We start from the raw sequence: 20669 nt of genomic DNA, 5'->3' as shown, positions 1-20669 counted from the left end.
GTCGACCGTCGTCCCCACCCGGCGCCCGCCCGCTGATCGTGGGCGCCCTGCTCGCGCTCGCCTCGGCGCTCCTGTACGGGGTGTCGGACGTCGTGGGCGGCGTCGTCTCGCGGCGGATGCCTTTCGTCCGCGTCGCGCTGCTGGGCCAGGCCGGCGGGCTCGTCGTCACGGCCGCCGCCGCGCCGTTCGTGGCGGGCGCTTCGCCGTCGGCGCCCGACCTGCTGTGGGGTGGCCTCTCCGGCGTCGGCACCGGCGTCGCGATGGTCGCGCTGTTCCGGGGGATGAGCCGGGGTGCGATGTCGCTGGTGGTCCCGGTGAGCGCGGTCGGCGGCCTCGCCCTGCCCGTCGTCGCCGCAGCCGTCCTCTTCCACGAGAGGCCGGGGCCGTGGACCTGGGCAGGGGTGCTGCTCGCGCTGCCCGCGCTCTGGCTGGTGGGCCGGGGGAGGTCGGGGTCGTCGCCGGACGCGCGCGCGGTGCGTGACGGTCTGGCCGCGAGCGTCGGCATCGGCGTCCAGTACCTCGCGCTGGCGCAGGCCGGCCCGGGTGCGGGCATCTGGCCGGTGGCCGCCGGCCGGGTCATGGCGGTCGTGTGCGTCGCGGGGCTCGCGCTCCTCGGGGCGCGCCGCGCGACGGTGAAGGCGACGCCGGCGACGCTGGCGACATCCGCGACGCCGGCCCTGCGGCTCGCCGCGGCCGGGTCGGGTGTCCTCGCGGCGGGCGCCCTGGTCTGCTACCTGCTGGCCGCCCGCACCGAGCTCGTCGCCGTCGCTGTCACGCTGTCGGCCCTCTACCCGGTGGTCCCGGTCCTGGTGGGCCTCACCCTCCTGCGCGAACGGATCGGCCGGCTCCAGGTGCTCGGCCTGGCCCTGGCCCTCGCCGCCTCGGCTCTGATCGTCGCCGCGTAGCCGCCCGGCCCGCACCAACGGTCCACGGCGCCGCCGTCGCGCCCGCCCCCCACCCACGCAGTCGGCCGGACGCAGAGCGGCGGGGAAGGACCTCGTGCGGGCGGCCGTATCTTTCCCGAAGTGGAGGGCGCCCTGGCGCCCGTGAACGCGGCCGCCCGCACGAGGTCCTTCCCCGCCGCGGGCTCAAGCGAGCGGACTACTGCACGTCAGCATCCACCCAGTCGAAGGTCTTCGTGACGGCCTTCTTCCAGGACCGGTAGAGCCGCTCGCGCTCGTCCTCGGCCACGACCGGGGTCCAGCGCTTGTCCTCGGCCCAGTTGGCGACGACGTCCTCCTCGCCCTTCCAGAAGCCGACGGCGATGCCGGCGGCGTACGCGGCGCCCAGCGCGGTCGTCTCCGCGACCTTGGGGCGGACGACGTCGACGCCGAGCTGGTCGGCCTGGAACTGCATGAGCAGCTCGTTCTGCACCATGCCGCCGTCCACCTTGAGCTCGGTGAGCTCGACGCCCGAGTCGAGGCGCATGGCGTCGGCGACCTCTCGGGACTGGTACGCGACCGCCTCGAGCGAGGCACGGGCGATGTGGTTGCGGTTGACGTACCGCGTGAGCCCCACGAGCGCGCCGCGTGCGTCGGGCCGCCAGTACGGGGCGAACAGGCCGGAGAACGCGGGCACGAAGTAGGCGCCGCCGTTGTCCTCCACCTTGCGGGCCAGCCACTCGACGTCGGGGGCGTCCTCGAACATGCCGAGGTTGTCGCGCAGCCACTGGATGAGCGACCCGGTGACGGCGATCGACCCCTCGAGCGCGTAGCGGGCCTCCTGGTCGCCGATCTTGTAGCAGACCGTCGTCAACAGACCGTTCTTGCTCGCCACCTTCTCCGTGCCCGTGTTGAGCAGCATGAAGTTGCCCGTGCCGTAGGTGTTCTTCGCGGTGCCGACCTCGAAGCAGGCCTGGCCGAACGTCGCGGCCTGCTGGTCGCCGAGGATGCCGGCGATCGGGACGCCGGGGACCAGGCCGCGGGGGCGGCCCTGCCCGTACACCTCGGACGATGAGCGGATCTCGGGCAGCATCGACATCGGGATGCCCATGTCGGCGGCGATGTCCTCGCGCCAGCTCAGGGTGTCGAGGTCCATGAGCATGGTGCGCGACGCGTTGGTGACGTCGGTGACGTGCACGCCCCCGTCGGGCCCGCCGGTCATGTTCCACAGCACCCAGGTGTCGGTGTTGCCGAAGAGGAGGTCGCCGCGCTCGGCGGCCTCACGTGCCCCGTCGACGTTGTCGAGGATCCACTTCACCTTGGGACCGGAGAAGTACGTGGCCAGCGGCAGGCCGACGATCGACTTGTACTTGTCCGGGCCCTCGGAGCCGCCGAGCTCGTCGGCGATGGCCTGCGTACGCGTGTCCTGCCAGACGATCGCGTTGTACACGGGCTTGCCGGTGTTCTTGTCCCACACCACCGCGGTCTCGCGCTGGTTGGTGATGCCGATCGCGGCGAGGTCCTCGTGGGAGAGGTTTCCGCGGGTCAGCGCGAGGCCCACGACCTCGCGCACGTTGGTCCAGATCTGCTCGGCGTTGTGCTCGACCCACCCGGCCCGGGGGAAGATCTGCTCGTGCTCGAGCTGGCCGGTCGAGACGATGCGGCCGGAGTGGTCGAAGACGATGGCACGCGAGCTGGTCGTGCCCTGGTCGATGGCGAGGACGTAGTCAGCCATGGGGATTGCCCTTCACGTCGGTGTGGGTGGTGGGGGTGTCGGTCAGGAGTAGGCGGCGCCGACGAGGCCGGCGATCACGCCACCGACCAGCGGGCCGGCGACCGGGACCCACGAGTACGACCAGTCGCTGGAGCCCTTGCCCTTGATCGGCAGGATGGCGTGGGCGATGCGGGGGCCGAGGTCACGCGCCGGGTTGATGGCGTACCCGGTGGGGCCACCGAGGCTGGCGCCGATCGCGACCACGATGAGGGCGACGCCGAGCGGCCCCAGACCGGACGGCGTCTTGCCGGAGACCACGACGAAGAACACCAGGACGAAGGTCGCGAGGACCTCGGTGATGAAGTTCCAGGTGTACGAGCGCACCTCCGGGCCGGTGGAGAACACGGCGAGCTTGGTGGCGCCCGGCGCCTCCAGGTCGAAGTGCTTCTTGTACGCGAGGAAGGCGAGGACGGCACCGATGAACGCGCCGATCATCTCGGCCGCGAAGTACATGAACATGTTGCCGACCGTGGGCTCGATCGTGGCGGTGACCGCGCCGCCCGGCCCGGTCACCGAGTAGAACGGCATGTCGGCGGAGAACAGCCCGATCGTCACGGCAGGGTTGAGGTGCGCCCCGGACTTGTACGCGGCGAAGACACCGGCGAACACGCCGAGGCCCCAGCCGAAGTTGATCAGGAGCCAGCCGCCGTCGAAGCCCTTGGTCTTGGGCAGGATCACGTTGGCGACCACGCCCGCACCCAGCAGGATCAGCGTCGCGGTGCCGATGATCTCGGACCAGAACGCATTCATGAGCAATGTGTCCATCGTCGGTTTCTCTTTCTCTTCTCAGGACCTCGTTGTCCTCTCCGGGAACCGGAGAGACCGCGACGGGCGGGATGCCCGGCGGGGGTGGGCTACCGGCCCGGCAGCGCGCCGAGCCGGCCGTGCGTCAGCCCCGCAAGGGCTGCATGGCGGCGACGTCGGCGGCACGCTGGCGTGCCGCCTCCGCCGTCGCGTCGTCGGTCTGGAGCTCGGCGTCGTCCTCCGCGTCGGCACGGGCGACGTAGGCGTCGATCTCGGCCTGGCGGGTGGCGTCGTCCCAGCCGAGCAGCGGGGCGACGACGTCGGCGATCTCGGGCAGGGCCGCGCGACCCCGGTCGGAGACCTCGTAGACGAGCCGCGTCCGGTGCAGCAGCAGGTCCTCGAGGTGCAGGGCACCCTCGTGACTCACGCCGAAGTGGATCTCGGCGCGCAGGTAGGCGGGCGCGTGCTCCAGCGGGCGGGCGAGGGACGGGTCCTGCTCGCAAAGCTCGACCAGGTCGCGCAGGGACGACCCGTACCGGTGCAGCAGGTGGTCCACCATCGGCGGGGTCCAGCCGAAGCGCTGCGCCCAGGCGCGGGCCTGGCGGCGCGCGGCGGTGAGGCCGACCGCGCCGAGCAGGGGGATCTGGTCCGTGATCGAGGGCAGGGCGGCGGCGCGCTGGCCGATCGCGAAGTCGACCGCGTCCTTCGCCATCACGCGGTAGGTGGTGAGCTTGCCGCCGGCGATGACGGTCAGGCCGGGCGCGGGGCTCGCGACGGTGTGCTCGCGCGAGACCTTCGCCGAGCTGGTGCCCTCCTTGGTGCCGGGCTGCAGCAGCGGGCGCAGGCCGGCGTACGTGCCGACGACGTCGTCCCGCGACAGCGGGTGCGCCAGCACCGCGTTGGCGTGGTCGAGCACGTAGTCGATGTCCGCCGACGTCGCGACCGGGTGCGTGAGGTCCTGCTCCCAGGGCGTGTCGGTGGTGCCGACGATCCAGTACCGCGACCACGGGATGACGAACAGCACGGACTTCTCGGTCTGCAGGATCAGGCCGACCGTGCCCTTGATGCGCTCACGCGGCACCACGATGTGGATGCCCTTGGAGGCGAGCACCCGCAGCCCGCCCTCGTCGCCGGCGAGCGCCTCGGTGTCCTCGGTCCACACGCCGGTCGCGTTGATGACGTGCCGGGCGCGCACGGTGATCTCGCGCCCGGTCTCCAGGTCGACGACGACGGCGCCGTTGACGGCGCCGGTGGCGCTCTTGGTCAGGCCTACGACCTGGGTGCGCGACGCGGCGTGGGCGCCGTAGCTCGCGGCGGTGCGCACGAGGGTCGTCACCAGCCGGGCGTCGTCGACGGACGCGTCCCAGTACTGCACGGCGCCGATCGCGGCGTCGTGCGCGAGGTCGGGGAACTTGGTCTTCATCTGCCGGCGCGACAGGTGCCGGTGCAGGGGCATCGCGCGGCGGCCGGGGGCGAGCGCGGCGAGCGTGTCGTACAGGGCGATGCCGGCCCCGACGTAGGCGCGCTCCCAGATCCGGTGCTCGAGCGGGTAGAGGAACGGCACGGGCTTGACCAGGTGCGGCGCGATGTTCTTCAGCAGCAGGTCGCGCTCGGTGAGCGCCTCGTGCACCAGGTGGAAGTCGAGCATCTGGAGGTAGCGCAGCCCGCCGTGGACCAGCTTGCTGGACCGGCTGGAGGTGCCGGAGGCCCAGTCCTGCGCCTCCACGATCGCCGTCGACAGACCGCGGGTGGCGGCGTCGAGCGCGATGCCGGCGCCGGTGACGCCACCACCGATGACGAGCACGTCCAGCTCGGAGCTGGCGGTCTGGGATCCCTCGAGCGCGGCCAGAGCCTGGTCCCGCGCGGTGGCCGTGAGCCGGGTGGAGGCCATCGGTGTTCCTTCCGTTCGACGACGACGCTCCCAGGTCACCATCGGGGGAACGTGTGCGCAAGCCAGGTGCACGAACGTGCAGAACGGTGGCACCCTGGGGCGGTGACGACCGACCGGGAACGCGACGTGGTGATGGCCGCGACCATGTACTACCTGCAGGACATGAAGATGGAGACGATCGCGCGACACCTGCGCACGTCCCGCTCCACCGTGTCGCGCCTCATCAAGCGGGCCCGGGACACCGGCATCGTCGAGATCACGCTCCGGCCCGGGCACTCCCGATCGCCGGGGCTCGGCCACGAGATCACCCAGCGGTACGGCATCGACGCCTACGTGGTGCCCGTGCCGGACTCCGCCGGCGACGCCGAGCGGCTCGACCAGGTCGCCCTCACCACCGCCCGGCTGCTCGCGCGGTGGTTCGACTCCGAGATGGTGCTCGGCATCGCCTGGGGCACCACCCTCGCCGCCATCTCCCACCACCTGCCGCACAAGCCCACCCGGGGCTCCGCCGTCGTCCAGCTCAACGGGGCCGCCAACACCCGGACCTCGGGGATCAGCTATGCAGGTGACCTGATCGCAGGGTTCGGGGAGGCGTTCGACGCGCACGTGCACCACTTCCCGGTGCCGGCCTTCTTCGACTTCGCCGAAACCCGCGAGGCCATGTGGCGCGAACGCTCCGTCCGCCGCGTCCTCGACGTCCAGGCCCGCGTCGACATCGCGCTCTTCTCGGTCGGGGCGCTGTCCGGCGGGCTGCCGTCCCACGTGTACGCCGCCGGCTATCTCGAGCCCGACGACGTGGCCGTCCTGGACGCCGAGGGCGTCGCCGGCGACGTGTGCACGGTCTTCCTGCGACCCGACGGCACCTACCGCGACATCCCGCTCAACGCCCGGGCCACCGGCCCGTCGCCCGCCGAGCTGCGTCGCATCCCGCGCCGGCTGTGCGCCGTCGCCGGGGACAACAAGACGGGCCCGCTGCGCGCGGCGCTCGCGGCCGGGGTCGTCACGGACCTCGTCATCGACGAGATCACGGCCGCGCGGCTCGTGGCGGGACGGTGAGGGCCGTGTGAACGTCCGTGCACGGCGTGGACCGTCGCGAGACGGCCGGGCCCGGCGCTGCGCGCGCTCGTAGAGTGACGACGTGCCCGAGGAACCCGGTGCCTTCGCCGTCCGCCCCGCCCTGCCCGTCGACATGCGCGCGGTGCGCGGGCTGGTCGAGCCGTACGCCCGCGGCCGCATCCTGCTGGCCAAGGAGATGGTCGGCTACTACGAGGCGGTGCAGGAATTCCTGGTCGCGACCGGCCCCGCGCCCGGGTCGCAGCTCGACTCCGACGCCCACGCCCACGCCCACGCCGACGCCAACTCAGACTCCGACTCCGCGGTCGTGGGCTGCGGCGCCCTGCACGTGATGTGGGACGACCTCGCCGAGGTGCGCACGCTCGCCGTCGACCCCGCGTGGCGCGGACGGCGGGTGGGGCACGCCCTGCTCGACGCGCTGATCGAGCGGGCGCGGGGCCTCGGCCTGCGGCGCGTCTTCTGCCTCACGTTCGAGGTCGAGTTCTTCGCCGCCCACGGCTTCCGCGAGATCGACGGGACGCCCGTCACCGCCGAGGTGTACGCCGAGCTGCTGCGCTCGCACGACGACGGCGTGGCGGAGTTCCTCGACCTCGCGCGGGTGAAGCCCAACACGCTGGGCAACGCGCGCATGCTCCTCGAGCTCTGACGCAGGCCGGCCGGCCGTGACGGCCGGCATCGGCGGGATCAGGCCGGGAAGTGGAAGCGGCCCGCCTCGTCCTGCTCGATCAGGCCGTCCTCGACCAGCCCGCCGAGGCACCGGTCCACCTGTACGGGGTCCGGGCCGGAGTCGGCGAGCAGCGCGCGGGGCACGGGCGCGTCGGCCGCGCGCAGGGCCGCCATCACGCGGCCCCGGACCTGCCGGTCGGTGCCGTGCCAGGCCTGGGTGCGTCTCCGGTGCGCGTGCTCGTCGGGCGGGTGGCCGGCGGCGCGCCACGCGCACAGGTCCGCCACCGGGCAGGCGTGGCAGCGCGGGGCGCGGGCCGTGCAGACGACGGCACCCAGCTCCATCGACGCGGCGGCCCACCGGGCGGCCGTCGCGTCGTCGAGGGGCGCGGTGTCCGCGGCGAGCGACCGCTCGGCGGCGGTGGGGGAGGGCGCGCCGAGCGCGGTGCCGCCCAGCGTCCGCGCCAGCACCCGGCGCACGTTGGTGTCGACGACGACGGAACGCCGCCCGAACGCGAACGCCCGCACCGCCGCCGCGGTGTACTCCCCGATCCCGGGCAGGGCGAGCAGCGCGCCCTCGTCGTCCGGGACCGTGCCGTCGTGCCGCTCGACGATCGCGCGGGCGCAGTCCTGCAGGCGCAGCGCACGGCGCGGGTAGCCGAGGCGGCCCCAGGCGCGCAGCACGTCGGCGGTCGGTGCGGCGGCCAGGTCGGCCGGCGCGGGCCAGCGGCGCAGCCACTCGCGCCACACCGGCTCCACCCGCACCACCGGCGTCTGCTGCAGCATCACCTCGCTGACGAGCACGCCCCACGGCGTCCGGTCCGCGTGCCGCCACGGCAGGTCGCGCGCGGCGTCCTCGAACCACGCGACCACGCGCGGGACGAGGCCCGGGGCGGGCTCGCGCAGGAGCTGACGGGAGGAGGAGACGGGCGACACGATGCCCCATTCTGGCCCACCCCGCCCGGGAGTCGTCAGCACCGGGAGAAGGGACGGAGCGGTGCGGCACCGGCGACCGGGCCGGGACGCTGCTCCGACGTTGCGGAGGACGGCGGCGCGGCTCCCCGACGTGCGCCGACCCGCGTCGTACGGTGGCGCCGGCACGGTTCGAGACGGAGGAGTGGCCTGTGGCACCTGCGGACGACAGGCGTCGGGGTTCCGGGACCTCGCGTGGCGGGTCGTCGCGCCAGCCGCGTTCCGGGACGCCGCGATCCGGTGCGTCCCAGCCCGCACGGAAGACCTCGTCCAGGGCGGGCTCGCCGGCGCCGCGGTCGGGCACGACGCGCGGCAAGACCAGTTCGACGTCGGGCGCCTCGAAGTCCGGCGCCTCGAAGTCGGCTGCGTCGCGCGCGACGTCGGCCCGTTCGGCCGCTCCACGGTCGGGCGCGTCGCGTCCGGCATCCGCCCGTTCGTCCTCGGGCGGCCGCGGCGCCGGCGGGCGCGCGAAGGTCACCACGAACGGGCTCGTCGCCCCGGGTACGGCGCGCCGCGCACCGCGCAGCGCTCCGTCGGGAGCGCGGGCGCCGCGCCGCCCGACGAAGCGGCAGCAGGCTGACACGGACCGCGCGCGTCGCCGACTGGTCGGCATGCTCGCGACCGTCGTGCTGCTGTGCGGCGTCGGCGTGCTGGGCGGGTACGGCCTCGGGCTGGGCGTCGACGCCGTCCGGGGGATCCTGCCGGGGTCCGACCCCGGGCTGCCGGCGGACAAGGCCGCGCCGCCCGACCCGATCGACCTCACCGGGCCCGCCACGGCCTGCGGCGCCGACGGCGTCGACGTCGGGCTGTCCGTCGCCAGCCCCGCGGTCACGCTCGGCGACCCCCAGGTCTTCTCGGTGCGGGTGACCAACACCGGCCGCGTCCCGTGTCTCATCGACGGGTCCGAGGCGAGCCGCACCGTCACCGTCACCGACCCGTCGGGCAAGGAGCGGGTGTGGTCGTCGGCGGACTGCGCCGAGGGCGAGACCATGCTGCTGCTGGGGCCGGAGGACGTCGCCCCGCACGACGTGCGGTGGGGCACGGAGCGGTCCGCGCCCGGGTGCAAGGGCGAGCAGCCTGCGCTCGAGCCGGGGACCTACCAGGCCCGCGCCGAGCTCGCCGACGTGCCCGGCTCCCGGACCGCGCCCGTCACCTTCACGGTCGCCGAGCCCGAGCCCGACCCTGCGGCGAGCCCCGAGGGCGACGGTCCTGAGGGCACGGCGGACGCGGAGAAGGGCGACGACGGAAAGGCGGGCGGCGCCGAGAAGGACACCGCCGAGAAGGACGGCGCTGCGAAGAGCGACGCGGCTACGACCGATGCCACGACCGACGGGGGCGACGGCGCATAGGCCGCGCACGGGCAGGGAGCAGGCTCGCGGCGCTCGCGTTCGCGACCGACCGGGCCCGGAGGGCCGGGACGGTGCGGGTCAGACGTAACGCTCGAGGATGCTGGACTCCGCCAGCCGGGACAGGCCCTCGCGGACGGCGCGCGCCCGCTGCTCGCCGACGCCGTCGACGGACATGAGGTCGTCGACGCTGGCGGCGAGCAGCTTCTGCAGGCCGCCGAAGTGGCCGACGAGCCGGTCGATGATGGCCGCCGGCAGGCGCGGCACCTTGGCCAGCAGCCGGTAGCCGTGCGGGGCGACCGCGGCGTCGAGCGCGACTCCGCCGCCGGGCAGCTCGAGCACGCGGCCGATCTGGCCGAGGTCCAGCAGCTGGGCCGAGTCGAGGGAGGCGAGGTCGGTCTGCACGCCGCCCAGGGAGCGGCCCGCCCGCTCGAGCTCCACGTAGTCGCGCACCACGAAGTCGCGGTCGGCGCCGATGCCGCCGATGAGCTCGTCGAGCTGGAGGGCCAGGAGCCGCCCGTCGGCGCCGAGCTCCACCACGTACCCGTCGATCTCCTCGGAGATCCGCCGCACCATCTCCAGGCGCTGGACGACGGAGCACACGTCGCGCACGGTGACGAGGTCCTCGATCTCGAGGGCGGAAAGCGTGCCGGACACCTCGTCGAGCCGGGAGCGGTAGCGCTCGAGCGTCGCGAGGGCCTGGTTGGCGCGCCCCAGGATCGTGTCGGGGTCCTCGAGCACGTGCCGCCCGGCGCCCACGTAGATCGCGATGATCCGCATGGACTGGCTCACGGAGATGACGGGCAGGCCCGTCTGCTTCGCGACCCGCTCGGCGGTGCGGTGCCGGGTGCCGGACTCGCTGGTCTCGATGGTCGGGTCGGGCAGGAGCTGGACGGCGGCGCGCCGCACGCGGGTCGCGTCGTGGTCCAGCACGACGGCGCCGTCCATCTTGGACAGCTCGCGCAGCCGGGTGGCCGAGAACTCGACGTCGAGGACGAAGCCGCCGGAGCACATCTCCTCGACCACGTCGTCGAGCCCGAGGACGATGAGGGCGCCGGTGCGGCCGCGCAGGATCCGCTCGAGGCCGTCGCGGAGCTCGGTCCCGGGCGCCACGGCCGCGAGCGTCTCCCGGAGCAGGGCGTCGGGGTGCGAGGAGGGAGCCACGACCCGAATCCTACGACGACCGGCTGCGTTCGCCCTGGGAGCGTCCATGATCGCGGCCCGGCGGGTCGGCGACACCGGCCAGCTCGACCGCCTCGGCGAGGTGGCGGGCCTCCAGCAGCTGCATGCCGGCGGGCGCCTTGACCGCCGCGCCCGCGGGGACGACGGCGCGCACGAATCCCAGCCGCGCGGCCTCGCCGACGCGCCGGTCGAGGCCCGTCACCGGCCGGATGTCGCCGGCGAGGCCGACCTCGCCGAGGGCGACCGTGCCCGTGGGCATGGGCTCGCCTGTGCGCGCCGAGACGATAGCGAGCGCGGTGGCGAGGTCGGCGGCGGGCTCGGTGACCCGCGCGCCGCCGATCGTGGAGACGTACACGTCCTGGTCGGCGAGGCGCAGGCCGCCGTGCCGGTGCAGCACGGCGAGGATCATCGCCAGCCGGGAGGACTCGAGCCCGCTGGTGGTGCGGCGGGGGTTGGCCAGCGGCGACGGCGCGACGAGCGACTGGATCTCGAGGGCGAGCGGCCGCCGGCCCTCCAGGGTGACGGTCACGCAGGTGCCGGGCACGCCCGCGCCCAGGTGGGAGAGGAAGAGGCCGCTGGGGTCGCTCAGGCCGACGATCCCCGCCTCGGACAGCTCGAAGCAGCCGACCTCGTCCGTCGGCCCGAACCGGTTCTTCACCGCCCGCACCATGCGCAGGCGCGAGTGGCGGTCGCCCTCGAACTGGCAGACGACGTCGACCAGGTGCTCCAGGGTGCGCGGCCCGGCGACCGTGCCGTCCTTGGTGACGTGGCCGACGAGCAGCACGGGGACCTGCCGCTCCTTGGCGACCTTGATGAGCGCTGCGGCGACCTCGCGCACCTGGCTCACCCCGCCGGGCGCGCCGTCGACCTCCCCGGACGCGATCGTCTGCACCGAGTCGACGACGAGCAGGTCGGGCTCCGTGGCCTCGACGTGGCCGAGCACGGTGGCGAGGTCGGTCTCGGCGGCGAGCAGCAGGGTGGGCGCGAGCGCCCCGACCCGCTCGGCGCGCAGCCGCACCTGCCCGGCCGACTCCTCGCCCGTCACGTAGAGCACGGTGCGGTCGTCGCGGCCGTCGGCACCCCGCGCGTACGTCGAGGCGACCTCCAGCAGCAGCGTGGACTTGCCGACGCCGGGCTCCCCGGCGAGCAGCACCACCGCGCCGGGGACCAGCCCGCCGCCGAGCACCCGGTCGAGCTCGTCGACCTGCGTGGGCGCGGCCTGCGCCGAGTGCACGTCGATCTCGGAGATGGGCCGGGCGGGCGTGCGCGCGGGGCTCGCCGCCACCGTGCGGGGGCCCGACGACGCAGGCCCCTCGTCGGTCACGGTGCCCCAGGCCTGGCACTCGCCGCAGCGCCCCACCCACTTGGGGGTGGTCCACCCGCACTCGGTGCAGCGGTAGGCCGGGCGGTTGCGCGTGCGGGACGCCGTCGAGGTGCTCACGTCGAGACACGCTAGGGCGCGCCACCGACAGCGGGCCGCCGGGCCTCTAGGCTGCCCGGGAGCCGACCGCACCACGAGGAGGACCCGGATGAGCGACGCGCGCAGCCCGCGACCCGGCGGGGGCCGCCCCGGCGGCGGCCCGAGCCGCCCGTCGGCGGCGGTGATCCGGCGCCGCCGCATCGTGGTGGGGTCCGGTGCGGGCCTGCTCGTCCTGCTGGTCGTGCTCCTGACGGCGTTCGTCTGGCCGGGTTTCGCCAGGTCGGAGCCGGAGCCCGCGACCACCGTGACCGCCGAGCCGCCCACACCGACCATCGAGCCCAGCGGCCGGCCGAAGGAGCAGACCGCCTTCCTCATGGCGCAGCCCGACACGGTGCTCCAGCTCGCGCTGAGCGACGCGGCGCCGGACAAGGCCTGGGTCGACGACGCGGGGGCGATCGAGGCCTGGACCCTCACCTACGCGGACGCCGAGGGCGAGGGCGCCACGACCGTCGACGTGCACGCCGGCCAGTGGGAGGACGACGACGACGCGACCGAGGCCTACGGCGCCCTGGTCAAGGCCGCCGGCGAGCCCACGGACGAGGGCGGGGTCGCCGTGCAGGAGGAGACCGTCGGGGAGTACGTCGTGACGCCCGGCTCGGCCGAGGGCACCGCCGTCGTCACCTGGCGCAACGCCACCGCCGTCGTCCAGGCCACCGGCCCCGCCGACCTCGTGCGCGACTTCTACTCCGCCTACCCCCTGTAGCGGCCGCGCTCGGTCCCCCGCGGTGGCCAGGGCCCGCCGCGGGGGACGTACCGTGGTCCCCGTGAGCGAGCAGACTGACCAGCAGGACCGTGCCCGGACGAGCGGCACCACGATGGCGTTCCTCGGCACGGGGAACATGGGCGAGGCGGTGCTGGCGGGCGCACTGGCCGCCGGCGTCCAGCCCGGGGACGTCGTGGCCACGGCCCGCCGCGACGAGCGTGTCGCGCACCTCGCCGAGCGCTACGGCGTCCGCACGACGTCCGACAACGTCGCGGCCGTGGCGGGGGCGCACGTCGTGGTGGTCGGCGTGAAGCCGAAGGACGTGGGCGCCATGCTGGACCGGGTCGCTACCGCGCTCGCGCCGGGCGCGGTCGTGGTGAGCGTGGCCGCGGGCCTCCCGCTGTCCTTCTTCGAGCAGCGGCTGCCGGCCGGGACGCCGGTGGTGCGGGCCATGCCGAACACGCCGGCGCTCGTCGGTGCGGGCGTCACCGCCGTCGTCGGCGGCGCGGCCGCGAGCGAGGACGACGTCGCCCTGGTGGAGCGGGTGCTGTCCGGCTCCGGGCACGTGTTCCGCGTCGCGGAGAAGGACATGGACGCGTTCGGCGCGCTCGCCGGCTCGGGGCCGGCGTACGTCTTCTACGTCGTCGACGCGATGGCGGAGGCGGGGGTGCTGCTCGGGCTCACGCGTGACGTCGCGCGCCGGCTCGCCGTCGAGACGGTGCTCGGCTCGGCGAAGCTGCTCGACGAGACGGGCGAGCACCCCGTGCTGCTGCGCGAGAAGGTGTCGTCGCCCGGCGGCACCACCGTCGCGGCCCTGCGCAAGCTGGACGACGGCGGGGTGCGCGCCGCGTTCCTCGACGCGCTCGCCGCCGCGCGCGACCGCTCCCGGGAGCTGGCCTCCGAGCACGCCTGACCGCACCGCTCGTTGGGGCCGGGGGTCAGCGGGTGATGGCCAGCACCTCGCCGGCGGGGGACTCCAGGCGGTAGGGGCCGTGGCCCGCACGCTCGGCCGGAAGCACCACGCGGTCGCCGTGGATCATCCGCCGCCTGCCGCAGGTGTCGGCGAGCACCGTCCCGTCGGCGGCGAGGGCGGCCAGGTCGTCGCCGAGGCGCACCAGCGCGGGCGCGTCCGGGGTGGGCAGCCGCGTGATCGTCGTCCGGCCGGCACGGATGCCGTCGAGGATCCCCTCGGGGCTGTTCTCCTCGGCCGCGACCCAGGTGACGGGCGCCCCGGGCAGGTACCCGTGGCGGGGGTGGTGGTAGTCGCTGCCGCCGAGCAGCGTCACGTCGTCGCGCCACCGGGACAGCAGCGTCCAGGGCGCCGTCGCCCGCGGCTGCTGGAACCAGGACACGTGCCACAGCTCGAGCGCGTCCGGCAGCGCGGCCAGCGGGTGCTGCCACGCCCACTCCTCCTGCAGGGGGTGGTTGATGCTGAGCACGCCGCCGCGCTCCGCGACGCCGGCCACCCAGCGGTCCGGGGGCTCGCGGAAGTCCACCCAGCCGATGTCGCCGAACGCGTTGGCGTGGCCGCGCGCCGTCGTGACCTCCTGGCCTGGCAGCAGCGTGATGCCGTGCGCCGCCCCCACGCCGGCGAGCAGCGGGTGGTGCGACACCGTGTTGTGCTCCGTGACCGCGAGGAAGTCCAGCCCGTTCCCCACGGCCAGGGCCGCCAGCTCGCCGAGCGACTGCTCGCCGTCCGAGTGGGTGGAGTGCGCGTGCAGGTCGCCGGCGAACCAGGTGAGGCCGTCGCGGGCGGGCAGGCCGCGCGCGCTCGCCCGGGGCGCCGACGGCCGCGGGTCGCCCGGCGGCTCCGGCGGGACGGCCGACGACGCGGGCAGCTCGATCGTCACGCGGACCTCGATCGGCTCCGCGGGCAGCCGGTACAGGCCGAGCTGGACGTGCCACTCGCCCCGCTCCAGCGCACCGGGCACGTAGCCCGGCGTCGCGGCGCCGGGGCCGACGACGAAGGTCCGCCGGGCGCCGCCCGACCACCCGCGCCACCCGGCCGGCCCCTCGAACCCCAGGTCGACGACGGCCCCGGGCTCGTGCTCGAGGGTCACCTCGACGCTCGGCTCGCCGGCCACCTCGAACGCGACGGTGCGCAGCTCGGACTCGAGCAGGTCCTCGAGGCCGAGGCGCAGCGTGCGGACCAGCCGCGTCACGACGCCCACCCCCGCGCGAGCCCGACGCCCGCCCGGTCGAGGGCGGCGTGCCAGGCCGGGTCGCGCAGCAGCCGCGCCTCCCAGGCGCGGACGGTGCCGGCGTCGTCGTCGAGCCCGGGGGCGCCGGTGGTCGAGGGGTGCAGGAACAGCTCGCTCACTCCTTCGGGCAGGTCGTCCAGGCGGGCGACGAGGTCGGCGCGCAGCGTCTCGTACGACCCGAGGTCGGCCGCGCTGCGCCGGTTGGTCCAGACGGTCGCGGGCAGCGCGACGCCGAGCGAGCCGGCGAGCGCCACCGCGCGGGCGTGCGCCTCGGCCAGCGGGGCGGGCGGCGGGCCGCCGAGGTACGGGGCGGGGTCCGCCGGAAGGCGGAACGCGAGGCCGTGGCGGGCGCACCAGGCGAGGGTCTCGGCGAGGAACGACCGTCCGTGCAGCCCGTACAGCGTGCCGGCGTGCGAGTCGGCGACGGCGGGGCGCAGGCCCGCCTCGTGCGCCCACGCGAGCTGGGCGTCCAGCTCGGCCACGACGTCGCCGGGCTCCGCGCGGGAGCCCACCGCGTGCGGGTCGGCGGGGAGCGCGCCGTCCGGTCCGGCCAGGCTGGCGCCGCCGGACAGCGGGCGCCACGGCGGCAGGCCGCGCTCGCCGGTGAGCGTGAGGTGCAGGTGCGGCTCGACGCCGGCCGCGCGGGCCCGGCGCGCGGCGTCGCGCGCTCCCGGGGCGACGGGGATCAGCGTGGTCGCCGTGACGTGCCCGGCGGCCGCCAGGTCGAGGACGATGTCGGTCGAGGCGGGGTCGCGACCGAGGTCGTCGGCGGTGACGACCAGGCGCCTCACGTCGGTGCCCCCTGGTCGTCGGCCGCGTCGTCGGCCGCGTCGTCGGTCGTGTCGTCGGGGGTGTCGTCGCCGATCACGGCGGCGAGGCTGGTCTCGGGCGCGGGTACGTGGACGAACCGCGACGCCACCGCCCCGACGGTGGTGAGCACGAAGGGGTAGGCGCACAGGTACACGCGGAACGCGAGGCCGGGGTCGGTGCCCGGGTCGGCGCCGGAGTTGTAGCCGAAGAACACGCCGAGCGAGGTGAGCGCGAGGCCGATCAGCACCCCGTTGAGGCGCCCGAAGAACCCGAACGCGGACAGGAACAGCCCCTCGCGGTGCTCGCCGTGCGCGGCGGCGTCGGCGTCGAGCACGCGGGCCACGACGAGGTCGTTGGTGGCGAGCATCCCGGACCAGCCGAGGCCGACGACGGCGCCCGCGACCATGGCCGTGACCAGGTCGTTCGCGAAGAACAGCCCGACGAAGCTCACCGCGAGCACGGCGTAGGCGACGCGCCACGTCCACAGGGCGCCGCGGCGCGCGACGACCCGCGTCCACAGCACGAGCCCGCCGGCCGAGACGAGGATGACGACGGCCTGCAGGAACAGCGCGTTCGCCACCGGCAGCCCGAGCGAGTACCGCACGTACAGCTGCACGCCCGACAGCACCAGCCCCATCGCGACCGCGTAGCAGGCGCCGACGAGGCCGACCTTCCAGAACAGCGGGTTGCGCAGGATGGCGAGGATCCCGGACCACAGGGCCGGCCGCCGGTCCGTCGCGTACTGCGGGTTCTCGCGCACGCCCAGGGCCATGAAGAGGATGACCGCGCACGCGAGGACCCCGTACAGCGCCGCCGTCGTCGTGAACCCGTCGGTCGTCTCCTCCGTGCCGAAGACGCTCGTCGTCAGCACCGGTGTGACCGCGAGGGAGAGCACGAGCGCGACGAGCTGGAACCCCTGCCGCAGTCCGTTCGCCACGGCGCGCTTCTTCTCCACCGGGAACAGCTCGGGCAGGAGGGCGCCGTAGTTCGCGTTGAGGACGGAGTCGAACGCCTCGCACAGGATCGCGAAGACGGCGAACCACAGCACGAGGCCGACGCCGTCCAGCCCGGTGGGCACGGAGAACAGCGCGATCATGCTGGCTGCCAGCAGCGGCGCGGCGACCACGAGCCACGGCCGCCGGCGCCCGAACCGCGTGCGCGTGCGGTCCGACAGGTAGCCGAGGACGGGGTTGTCGATCGCGTCGATCACGGCGTAGACGGTCATGACGATGCCGTAGGCGCGCACGTCGAGGCCGAGGATGTCGACGTAGTAGAGAATCACCGACCCGCGGACGAGGTTGATGGGGATCGACGTGCCGAGCATGCCGATCGCATACCGCCAGGGAGGGGTTCGTGCCTCGGTGCTCACGTCGCCTCCGCGGGCCGCCTGCGTGTGTGCCAGGCCACACAGTAGCCGCCTCGTCGTCGTGCCGTCGTCGTGCCGTCGTCGTGCCGCGGGGCACGGGGGCGGCGGCGTGCTGGCACGATGTCCCTGTGCCTGACGCCGCGCGCAGTACGACCGCCCCGTCCGGCCGCCGCGGCCGTCGCCCGGCGGGCCAGGACACGCGGGCGGCGGTGCTCGACGCGGCGCGCGCGGAGTTCGTGGAGCGCGGTTACGAGGCGACGTCGGTGCGCGGGGTGGCGCGCCGCGCCGGCGTCGACCCGGGCACGGTGCGGCACTGGTTCGCCGACAAGTCACGGCTCTTCACCGCGTCGCTCGGGATGGCGGACGTCGACCCGTCGGTGGTCGTGCGGGCGGTCGTCGACGGCCCGGTGGACCGGCTGGGGGAGCGGCTGGTGCGGGCCGTCGTCGAGGCGTGGGACGCCGACGCCGGGGACACCGTCCGCCTTGTCGTCCCCGCCGTGATCTCCGACCCGGGCCTGCGCGCCCTGCTGCCGCAGTTCCTCGGCGCGGCGGTCCTCGGGCCGATCGTGCGGCGGCTCGACGTCGCGGACGCGCGCCTGCGGTCGTCGCTGGTCGCGTCGCAGATGGCGGGCGTGCTGATGACGCGCTACCTCGTGCCGGTGGAGCCGCTGGCGTCGCAGGAGCCCGCGCGGGTCGCCGCGCTCGTCGGCCCCACGCTGCAGCGCTACCTCGTCGGCGAGCTGCCCGGCTGACCGGCCGCCTCGAGGCCTTGCGTGCGGCGGCCGGGAGGAGCAGTATTCCTCACATGGTGAATAACGGTGACGCGGTGCGGGCACGCCGGCTGCGCGTCGAGCGCGGCGGCCGCACGATCATCGACGGAATGGACGTCGCGGTGCCCACGGGCCAGGTGGTCGGCCTGCTCGGGCCCTCCGGCTCCGGCAAGACGACGCTGCTGCGCGCCGTCGTCGGTGTCCAGGCCCGGGTGACCGGCGAGCTCACCGTGCTCGGCGAGCCCGCCGGCACGCCCTCGCTGCGCCGCCGCGTGGGCTACGTGACCCAGGCCGCGTCGGTGTACACCGACCTCACCGTCGTGCAGAACCTGCGGTACTTCGCCCGCCTCGCCGGGCTCCCCGGGGCGGGGGCCGAGGCGGCCGTCCGGCGCGCCGTCGCCGCCGTCGACCTCGGCGGTCACGAGAAGCAGCGCGTCGCGACCCTCTCGGGCGGCGAACGCTCCCGGGTGTCGCTGGCGGCCGCGCTCGTGGGCGACCCCGAGCTGCTGGTGCTCGACGAGCCCACCGTCGGCCTCGATCCCGTGCTGCGACGCGACCTGTGGGCGATGTTCCGCCGCCTCGCCGGCGAGGGGCGCACCCTGCTGGTCTCCAGCCACGTCATGGACGAGGCCGTCCAGTGCGACCGGCTGCTCCTGCTCCGCGAGGGCGTGCTGGTGGCCGACACGACGCCCGCCGAGCTCCTGGAGACCACCGGTGCGCTCGACGCCGAGCGCGCGTTCCTCGCGCTCGTCGAGCGGCAGCCCGACGCCCAGCCCGACGCCCAGCCCGACACCCAGCCCGACACCCAGACGCCGGAGGGCTCGCGATGACGCTCACCACCACCACCGCGAGCCGGGTGGTCGCGCAGCTGCGCTTCGACCGCCGCACCGTGGCCCTGATCCTCGTGCTGCCGTGCCTGCTGCTCGGGCTCATCGCGTGGATGTTCGACGGCACGCCCGTGCTCGACCAGTTCGGGCCGATGCTCGTGGGGCTGTTCCCGCTGATCGTCATGTTCCTCGTGACGAGCGTCGCGACGCTGCGCGAGCGGCAGTCCGGCACCCTCGAGCGGCTCATGACCACCCCGCTGGGCAAGGGCGACTTCGTGGCCGGCTACGCCCTGGCGTTCGCGGCCCTCGCCCTGCTGCAGTCGGTGGTCGTGGTGGGCTTCGCCCTCGCCGTCGGGATGGACGTGCTCGGGCCGCTGTGGCTCGTCGTGGTGGTGGCGATGCTCGACGCCGTGCTGGGCTGCTGCCTCGGGCTGGCGGCCTCCGCCCTGGCCCGCAGCGAGTTCCAGGCGGTGCAGATGATGCCGGCGATCATCTTCCCGCAGCTCATCACCTGCGGGCTCCTCATGCCCCGCGACCAGATGCCCGAGGTCCTCGAGTGGCTCTCGCGCGTCTTCCCGCTGACCTACGCCGTCGAGGCCATGCAGGAGCTGGCGGCCGGGGGCGGGTGGTCCGAGGTCGCTGGCGCCGTCGGCGTCATCGCGCTGTTCATCGTCGGCGCCGTCGTGCTGGGTGTCGCGACGCTGCGCCGCCGCACCGCCTGACGGGCGGCGGGTCTGCTGCGCGCCGATCGCGCGGCACGCGTGCGGGCATCGGGGTCGTCGAATCGGTTACCTTCGGCGCTCCGCGGACATGAAGGGGTGTGGAGAGCATCCAGGAAGGTCCCGGCGAGAGCTTGTCCGACGCCGCGGCGGCGTCCCACGCTTCGTCGCGCTGTGGGACGAGTACCTCGGCCGGGTGCACCGGTATGTGTGCCGGCACGTCGACGCGCACACCGCGCACGACGTCGTGTCCGAGACGTTCCTCGTCGCGTGGCGGCGCATCGACGAGGTGCCCGACGAGGCGCTGCCGTGGCTTCTCGTCGTAGCCCGGAACACGATCTCGAACACGCGGCGTGCGACGAGCCGGCGCCGGGCGATGGAGAGCCAGCTGGCCCGCGTCGGGCACCTCGCGGCTGCGTCACCAGCGCCAGGGAACGTGGTCCCCGAGCGCGACCACGTCCTCGCAGCGCTCGGGCGGCTGTCGCCGCAGCACCGCGAGGCGGTGCTGCTCGTCGCCTGGGACGGACTGGACGCCGCCGGCGCCGCCCACGTCCTCGGTACAAGCCCCGCCGCGTTCAAGATGCGGCTCTCCAGGGCGCGGCGTCAGCTCCGTCGTGAGCTCGACGACGAGACCTCGACGGACCGTGCGCGGCGCACGCCGCCGACCGCCACCGCCGTCCCTGCCATTGCCGAGGGCCCCGCGACTCCGAGGAGCGCACGATGAACCGCACGACCCCAGCACGCCGCGCGGACCCCCTCGAGGCCGTCGCTGCGTACGCACCCTCGTTCGAACCTCCCGCGGAGCTGAGGAGCGCGCGGGAATGGGTCATGAGCAGTGGGGCCCAGGACGGTCGGGATGCCTGGCGCCCTGCTCGGGTGCACCGTCAGGGGCACTCTGTCGTGCGCCGCCGGGTCTTCGCCGGGGCGGCCGTCGGTGGACTGCTCATTGCGGGAGCCGGGCTCACGACCCCATGGCTGGATCACCAGGACGCCTTCGCGTCGTGGACCTCCACTCCTGCAGTGCTGACGGGTACGGCTCTCGCCGAGGCCGAAGCCGAGTGCGACAGCACGTCGGCTCCGGGGGCGACCACGATGCTGGCCGAGCGACGCGGCGTCTTCCGCTTCCTCCTGCGCACCGACGGCGAGGAGGTGTTCGACTGCCTCGTCGACGAGGCAGGGACCGGAGGGCTCGGATCAACGGGGCTCATCCGATCTGAGGGTGTAGCAGCGGTGCCGTGACCGGGTCGGGAGATGGGTCGAGGTCCC

The 20669-nt window shown here is 74.7% G+C and carries 20 protein-coding genes; 11 read left to right on the top strand and 9 right to left on the bottom strand.

Going from position 1 to position 20669, the window contains the following annotated elements:
• Window positions 1-38: 38 nt before the first annotated feature.
• Entirely contained in the window at window positions 39-905 is an 867-nt protein-coding gene (locus IEW03_RS00100) for an EamA family transporter (RefSeq protein ID WP_188521622.1), read from the top strand.
• Window positions 906-1101: 196 nt separating this feature from the next.
• Here IEW03_RS00100 and glpK read toward each other — a convergent pair whose 3' ends face one another.
• The 3 genes from glpK to IEW03_RS00085 all read right to left on the bottom strand — a co-directional run bounded on the left by glpK (window position 1102) and on the right by IEW03_RS00085 (window position 5290).
• The gene (gene glpK, locus IEW03_RS00095) at window positions 1102-2616 is read right to left on the bottom strand and encodes a glycerol kinase GlpK (RefSeq protein WP_188521621.1); all 1515 of its coding nucleotides are present in this window, start codon (window positions 2614-2616) and stop codon (window positions 1102-1104) included.
• Window positions 2617-2658: 42 nt separating this feature from the next.
• Entirely contained in the window at window positions 2659-3420 is a 762-nt protein-coding gene (locus IEW03_RS00090) for an MIP/aquaporin family protein (protein ID WP_188521620.1), read from the bottom strand.
• A 124-nt stretch (window positions 3421-3544) separates the two neighbouring features.
• Window positions 3545-5290, bottom strand: a complete 1746-nt coding sequence (locus IEW03_RS00085; RefSeq protein WP_188521619.1) for a glycerol-3-phosphate dehydrogenase/oxidase — start codon at window positions 5288-5290, stop codon at window positions 3545-3547.
• Between the two features lie 102 nt (window positions 5291-5392).
• Here IEW03_RS00085 and IEW03_RS00080 point away from each other — a divergent pair, with 102 nt between their 5' ends.
• Window positions 5393-6346, top strand: coding sequence for a sugar-binding transcriptional regulator (locus IEW03_RS00080; protein ID WP_188521618.1), 954 nt, complete (start codon window positions 5393-5395; stop codon window positions 6344-6346).
• 82 nt (window positions 6347-6428) lie between these two features.
• Window positions 6429-7010: an amino-acid N-acetyltransferase gene (locus IEW03_RS00075; protein WP_268236071.1), complete on the top strand. Its 582-nt coding sequence runs from the start codon at window positions 6429-6431 to the stop codon at window positions 7008-7010.
• A gap of 38 nt (window positions 7011-7048) precedes the next feature.
• Here IEW03_RS00075 and IEW03_RS20270 read toward each other — a convergent pair whose 3' ends face one another.
• Window positions 7049-7963: an iron-sulfur binding domain-containing protein gene (locus IEW03_RS20270; RefSeq protein WP_371870578.1), complete on the bottom strand. Its 915-nt coding sequence runs from the start codon at window positions 7961-7963 to the stop codon at window positions 7049-7051.
• Window positions 7964-8610: 647 nt separating this feature from the next.
• Between IEW03_RS20270 and IEW03_RS00065 the strand changes: the two genes are divergently transcribed.
• A complete protein-coding gene (locus tag IEW03_RS00065; RefSeq protein ID WP_188521616.1) occupies window positions 8611-9348 on the top strand; it encodes a hypothetical protein in 738 nt (245 codons plus the stop codon).
• 78 nt (window positions 9349-9426) lie between these two features.
• Here IEW03_RS00065 and disA read toward each other — a convergent pair whose 3' ends face one another.
• The gene (gene disA, locus IEW03_RS00060; protein ID WP_229737271.1) at window positions 9427-10557 is read right to left on the bottom strand and encodes a DNA integrity scanning diadenylate cyclase DisA; all 1131 of its coding nucleotides are present in this window, start codon (window positions 10555-10557) and stop codon (window positions 9427-9429) included.
• Entirely contained in the window at window positions 10520-11968 is a 1449-nt protein-coding gene (radA, locus tag IEW03_RS00055; RefSeq protein ID WP_188521614.1) for a DNA repair protein RadA, read from the bottom strand. The genes disA and radA overlap by 38 nt, the downstream gene beginning before the upstream one ends.
• Before the next feature lie 88 nt (window positions 11969-12056).
• Here radA and IEW03_RS00050 point away from each other — a divergent pair, with 88 nt between their 5' ends.
• A complete protein-coding gene (locus IEW03_RS00050; protein WP_188521613.1) occupies window positions 12057-12710 on the top strand; it encodes a hypothetical protein in 654 nt (217 codons plus the stop codon).
• A 112-nt stretch (window positions 12711-12822) separates the two neighbouring features.
• The gene (gene proC, locus IEW03_RS00045; RefSeq protein WP_188521983.1) at window positions 12823-13623 is read left to right on the top strand and encodes a pyrroline-5-carboxylate reductase; all 801 of its coding nucleotides are present in this window, start codon (window positions 12823-12825) and stop codon (window positions 13621-13623) included.
• A 25-nt stretch (window positions 13624-13648) separates the two neighbouring features.
• Here the strand turns inward: proC and IEW03_RS00040 are convergent, their stop codons facing one another.
• From IEW03_RS00040 to IEW03_RS00030, 3 genes are read right to left on the bottom strand one after another with little or no spacing between them, the layout of a single operon-like run.
• Window positions 13649-14872: a CehA/McbA family metallohydrolase gene (locus tag IEW03_RS00040; protein ID WP_188521612.1), complete on the bottom strand. Its 1224-nt coding sequence runs from the start codon at window positions 14870-14872 to the stop codon at window positions 13649-13651.
• The gene (locus IEW03_RS00035; protein WP_188521611.1) at window positions 14869-15702 is read right to left on the bottom strand and encodes a ChbG/HpnK family deacetylase; all 834 of its coding nucleotides are present in this window, start codon (window positions 15700-15702) and stop codon (window positions 14869-14871) included. Before IEW03_RS00035 ends, IEW03_RS00040 begins: the two co-directional genes overlap by 4 nt.
• Window positions 15699-17045 carry an MFS transporter gene (locus IEW03_RS00030; RefSeq protein WP_188521610.1) on the bottom strand — a complete coding sequence of 449 codons (1347 nt, stop codon included), beginning with the start codon at window positions 17043-17045 and terminating at the stop codon, window positions 15699-15701. The genes IEW03_RS00035 and IEW03_RS00030 overlap by 4 nt, the downstream gene beginning before the upstream one ends.
• 170 nt (window positions 17046-17215) lie before the next feature.
• Between IEW03_RS00030 and IEW03_RS00025 the strand changes: the two genes are divergently transcribed.
• The 5 genes from IEW03_RS00025 to IEW03_RS00005 all read left to right on the top strand — a co-directional run bounded on the left by IEW03_RS00025 (window position 17216) and on the right by IEW03_RS00005 (window position 20642).
• Window positions 17216-17839, top strand: coding sequence for a TetR/AcrR family transcriptional regulator (locus IEW03_RS00025; RefSeq protein ID WP_188521609.1), 624 nt, complete (start codon window positions 17216-17218; stop codon window positions 17837-17839).
• Between the two features lie 53 nt (window positions 17840-17892).
• Window positions 17893-18687 carry an ABC transporter ATP-binding protein gene (locus IEW03_RS00020; RefSeq protein WP_188521608.1) on the top strand — a complete coding sequence of 265 codons (795 nt, stop codon included), beginning with the start codon at window positions 17893-17895 and terminating at the stop codon, window positions 18685-18687.
• Complete coding sequence (locus IEW03_RS00015) at window positions 18684-19406, top strand: ABC transporter permease (RefSeq protein WP_188521607.1); 723 nt, start codon at window positions 18684-18686, stop codon at window positions 19404-19406. The genes IEW03_RS00020 and IEW03_RS00015 overlap by 4 nt, the downstream gene beginning before the upstream one ends.
• 169 nt (window positions 19407-19575) lie before the next feature.
• Window positions 19576-20127, top strand: coding sequence for an RNA polymerase sigma factor (locus IEW03_RS00010; protein ID WP_268236072.1), 552 nt, complete (start codon window positions 19576-19578; stop codon window positions 20125-20127).
• Window positions 20124-20642, top strand: coding sequence for a hypothetical protein (locus IEW03_RS00005; protein ID WP_188521605.1), 519 nt, complete (start codon window positions 20124-20126; stop codon window positions 20640-20642). Before IEW03_RS00010 ends, IEW03_RS00005 begins: the two co-directional genes overlap by 4 nt.
• Window positions 20643-20669 lie beyond the last annotated feature (27 nt).

Origin of the sequence: Isoptericola cucumis (assembly GCF_014635665.1) — a bacterium.
GTDB lineage: Bacteria > Actinomycetota > Actinomycetes > Actinomycetales > Cellulomonadaceae > Isoptericola > Isoptericola cucumis.
This window is presented reverse-complemented; position numbering and strand designations above follow the sequence as displayed.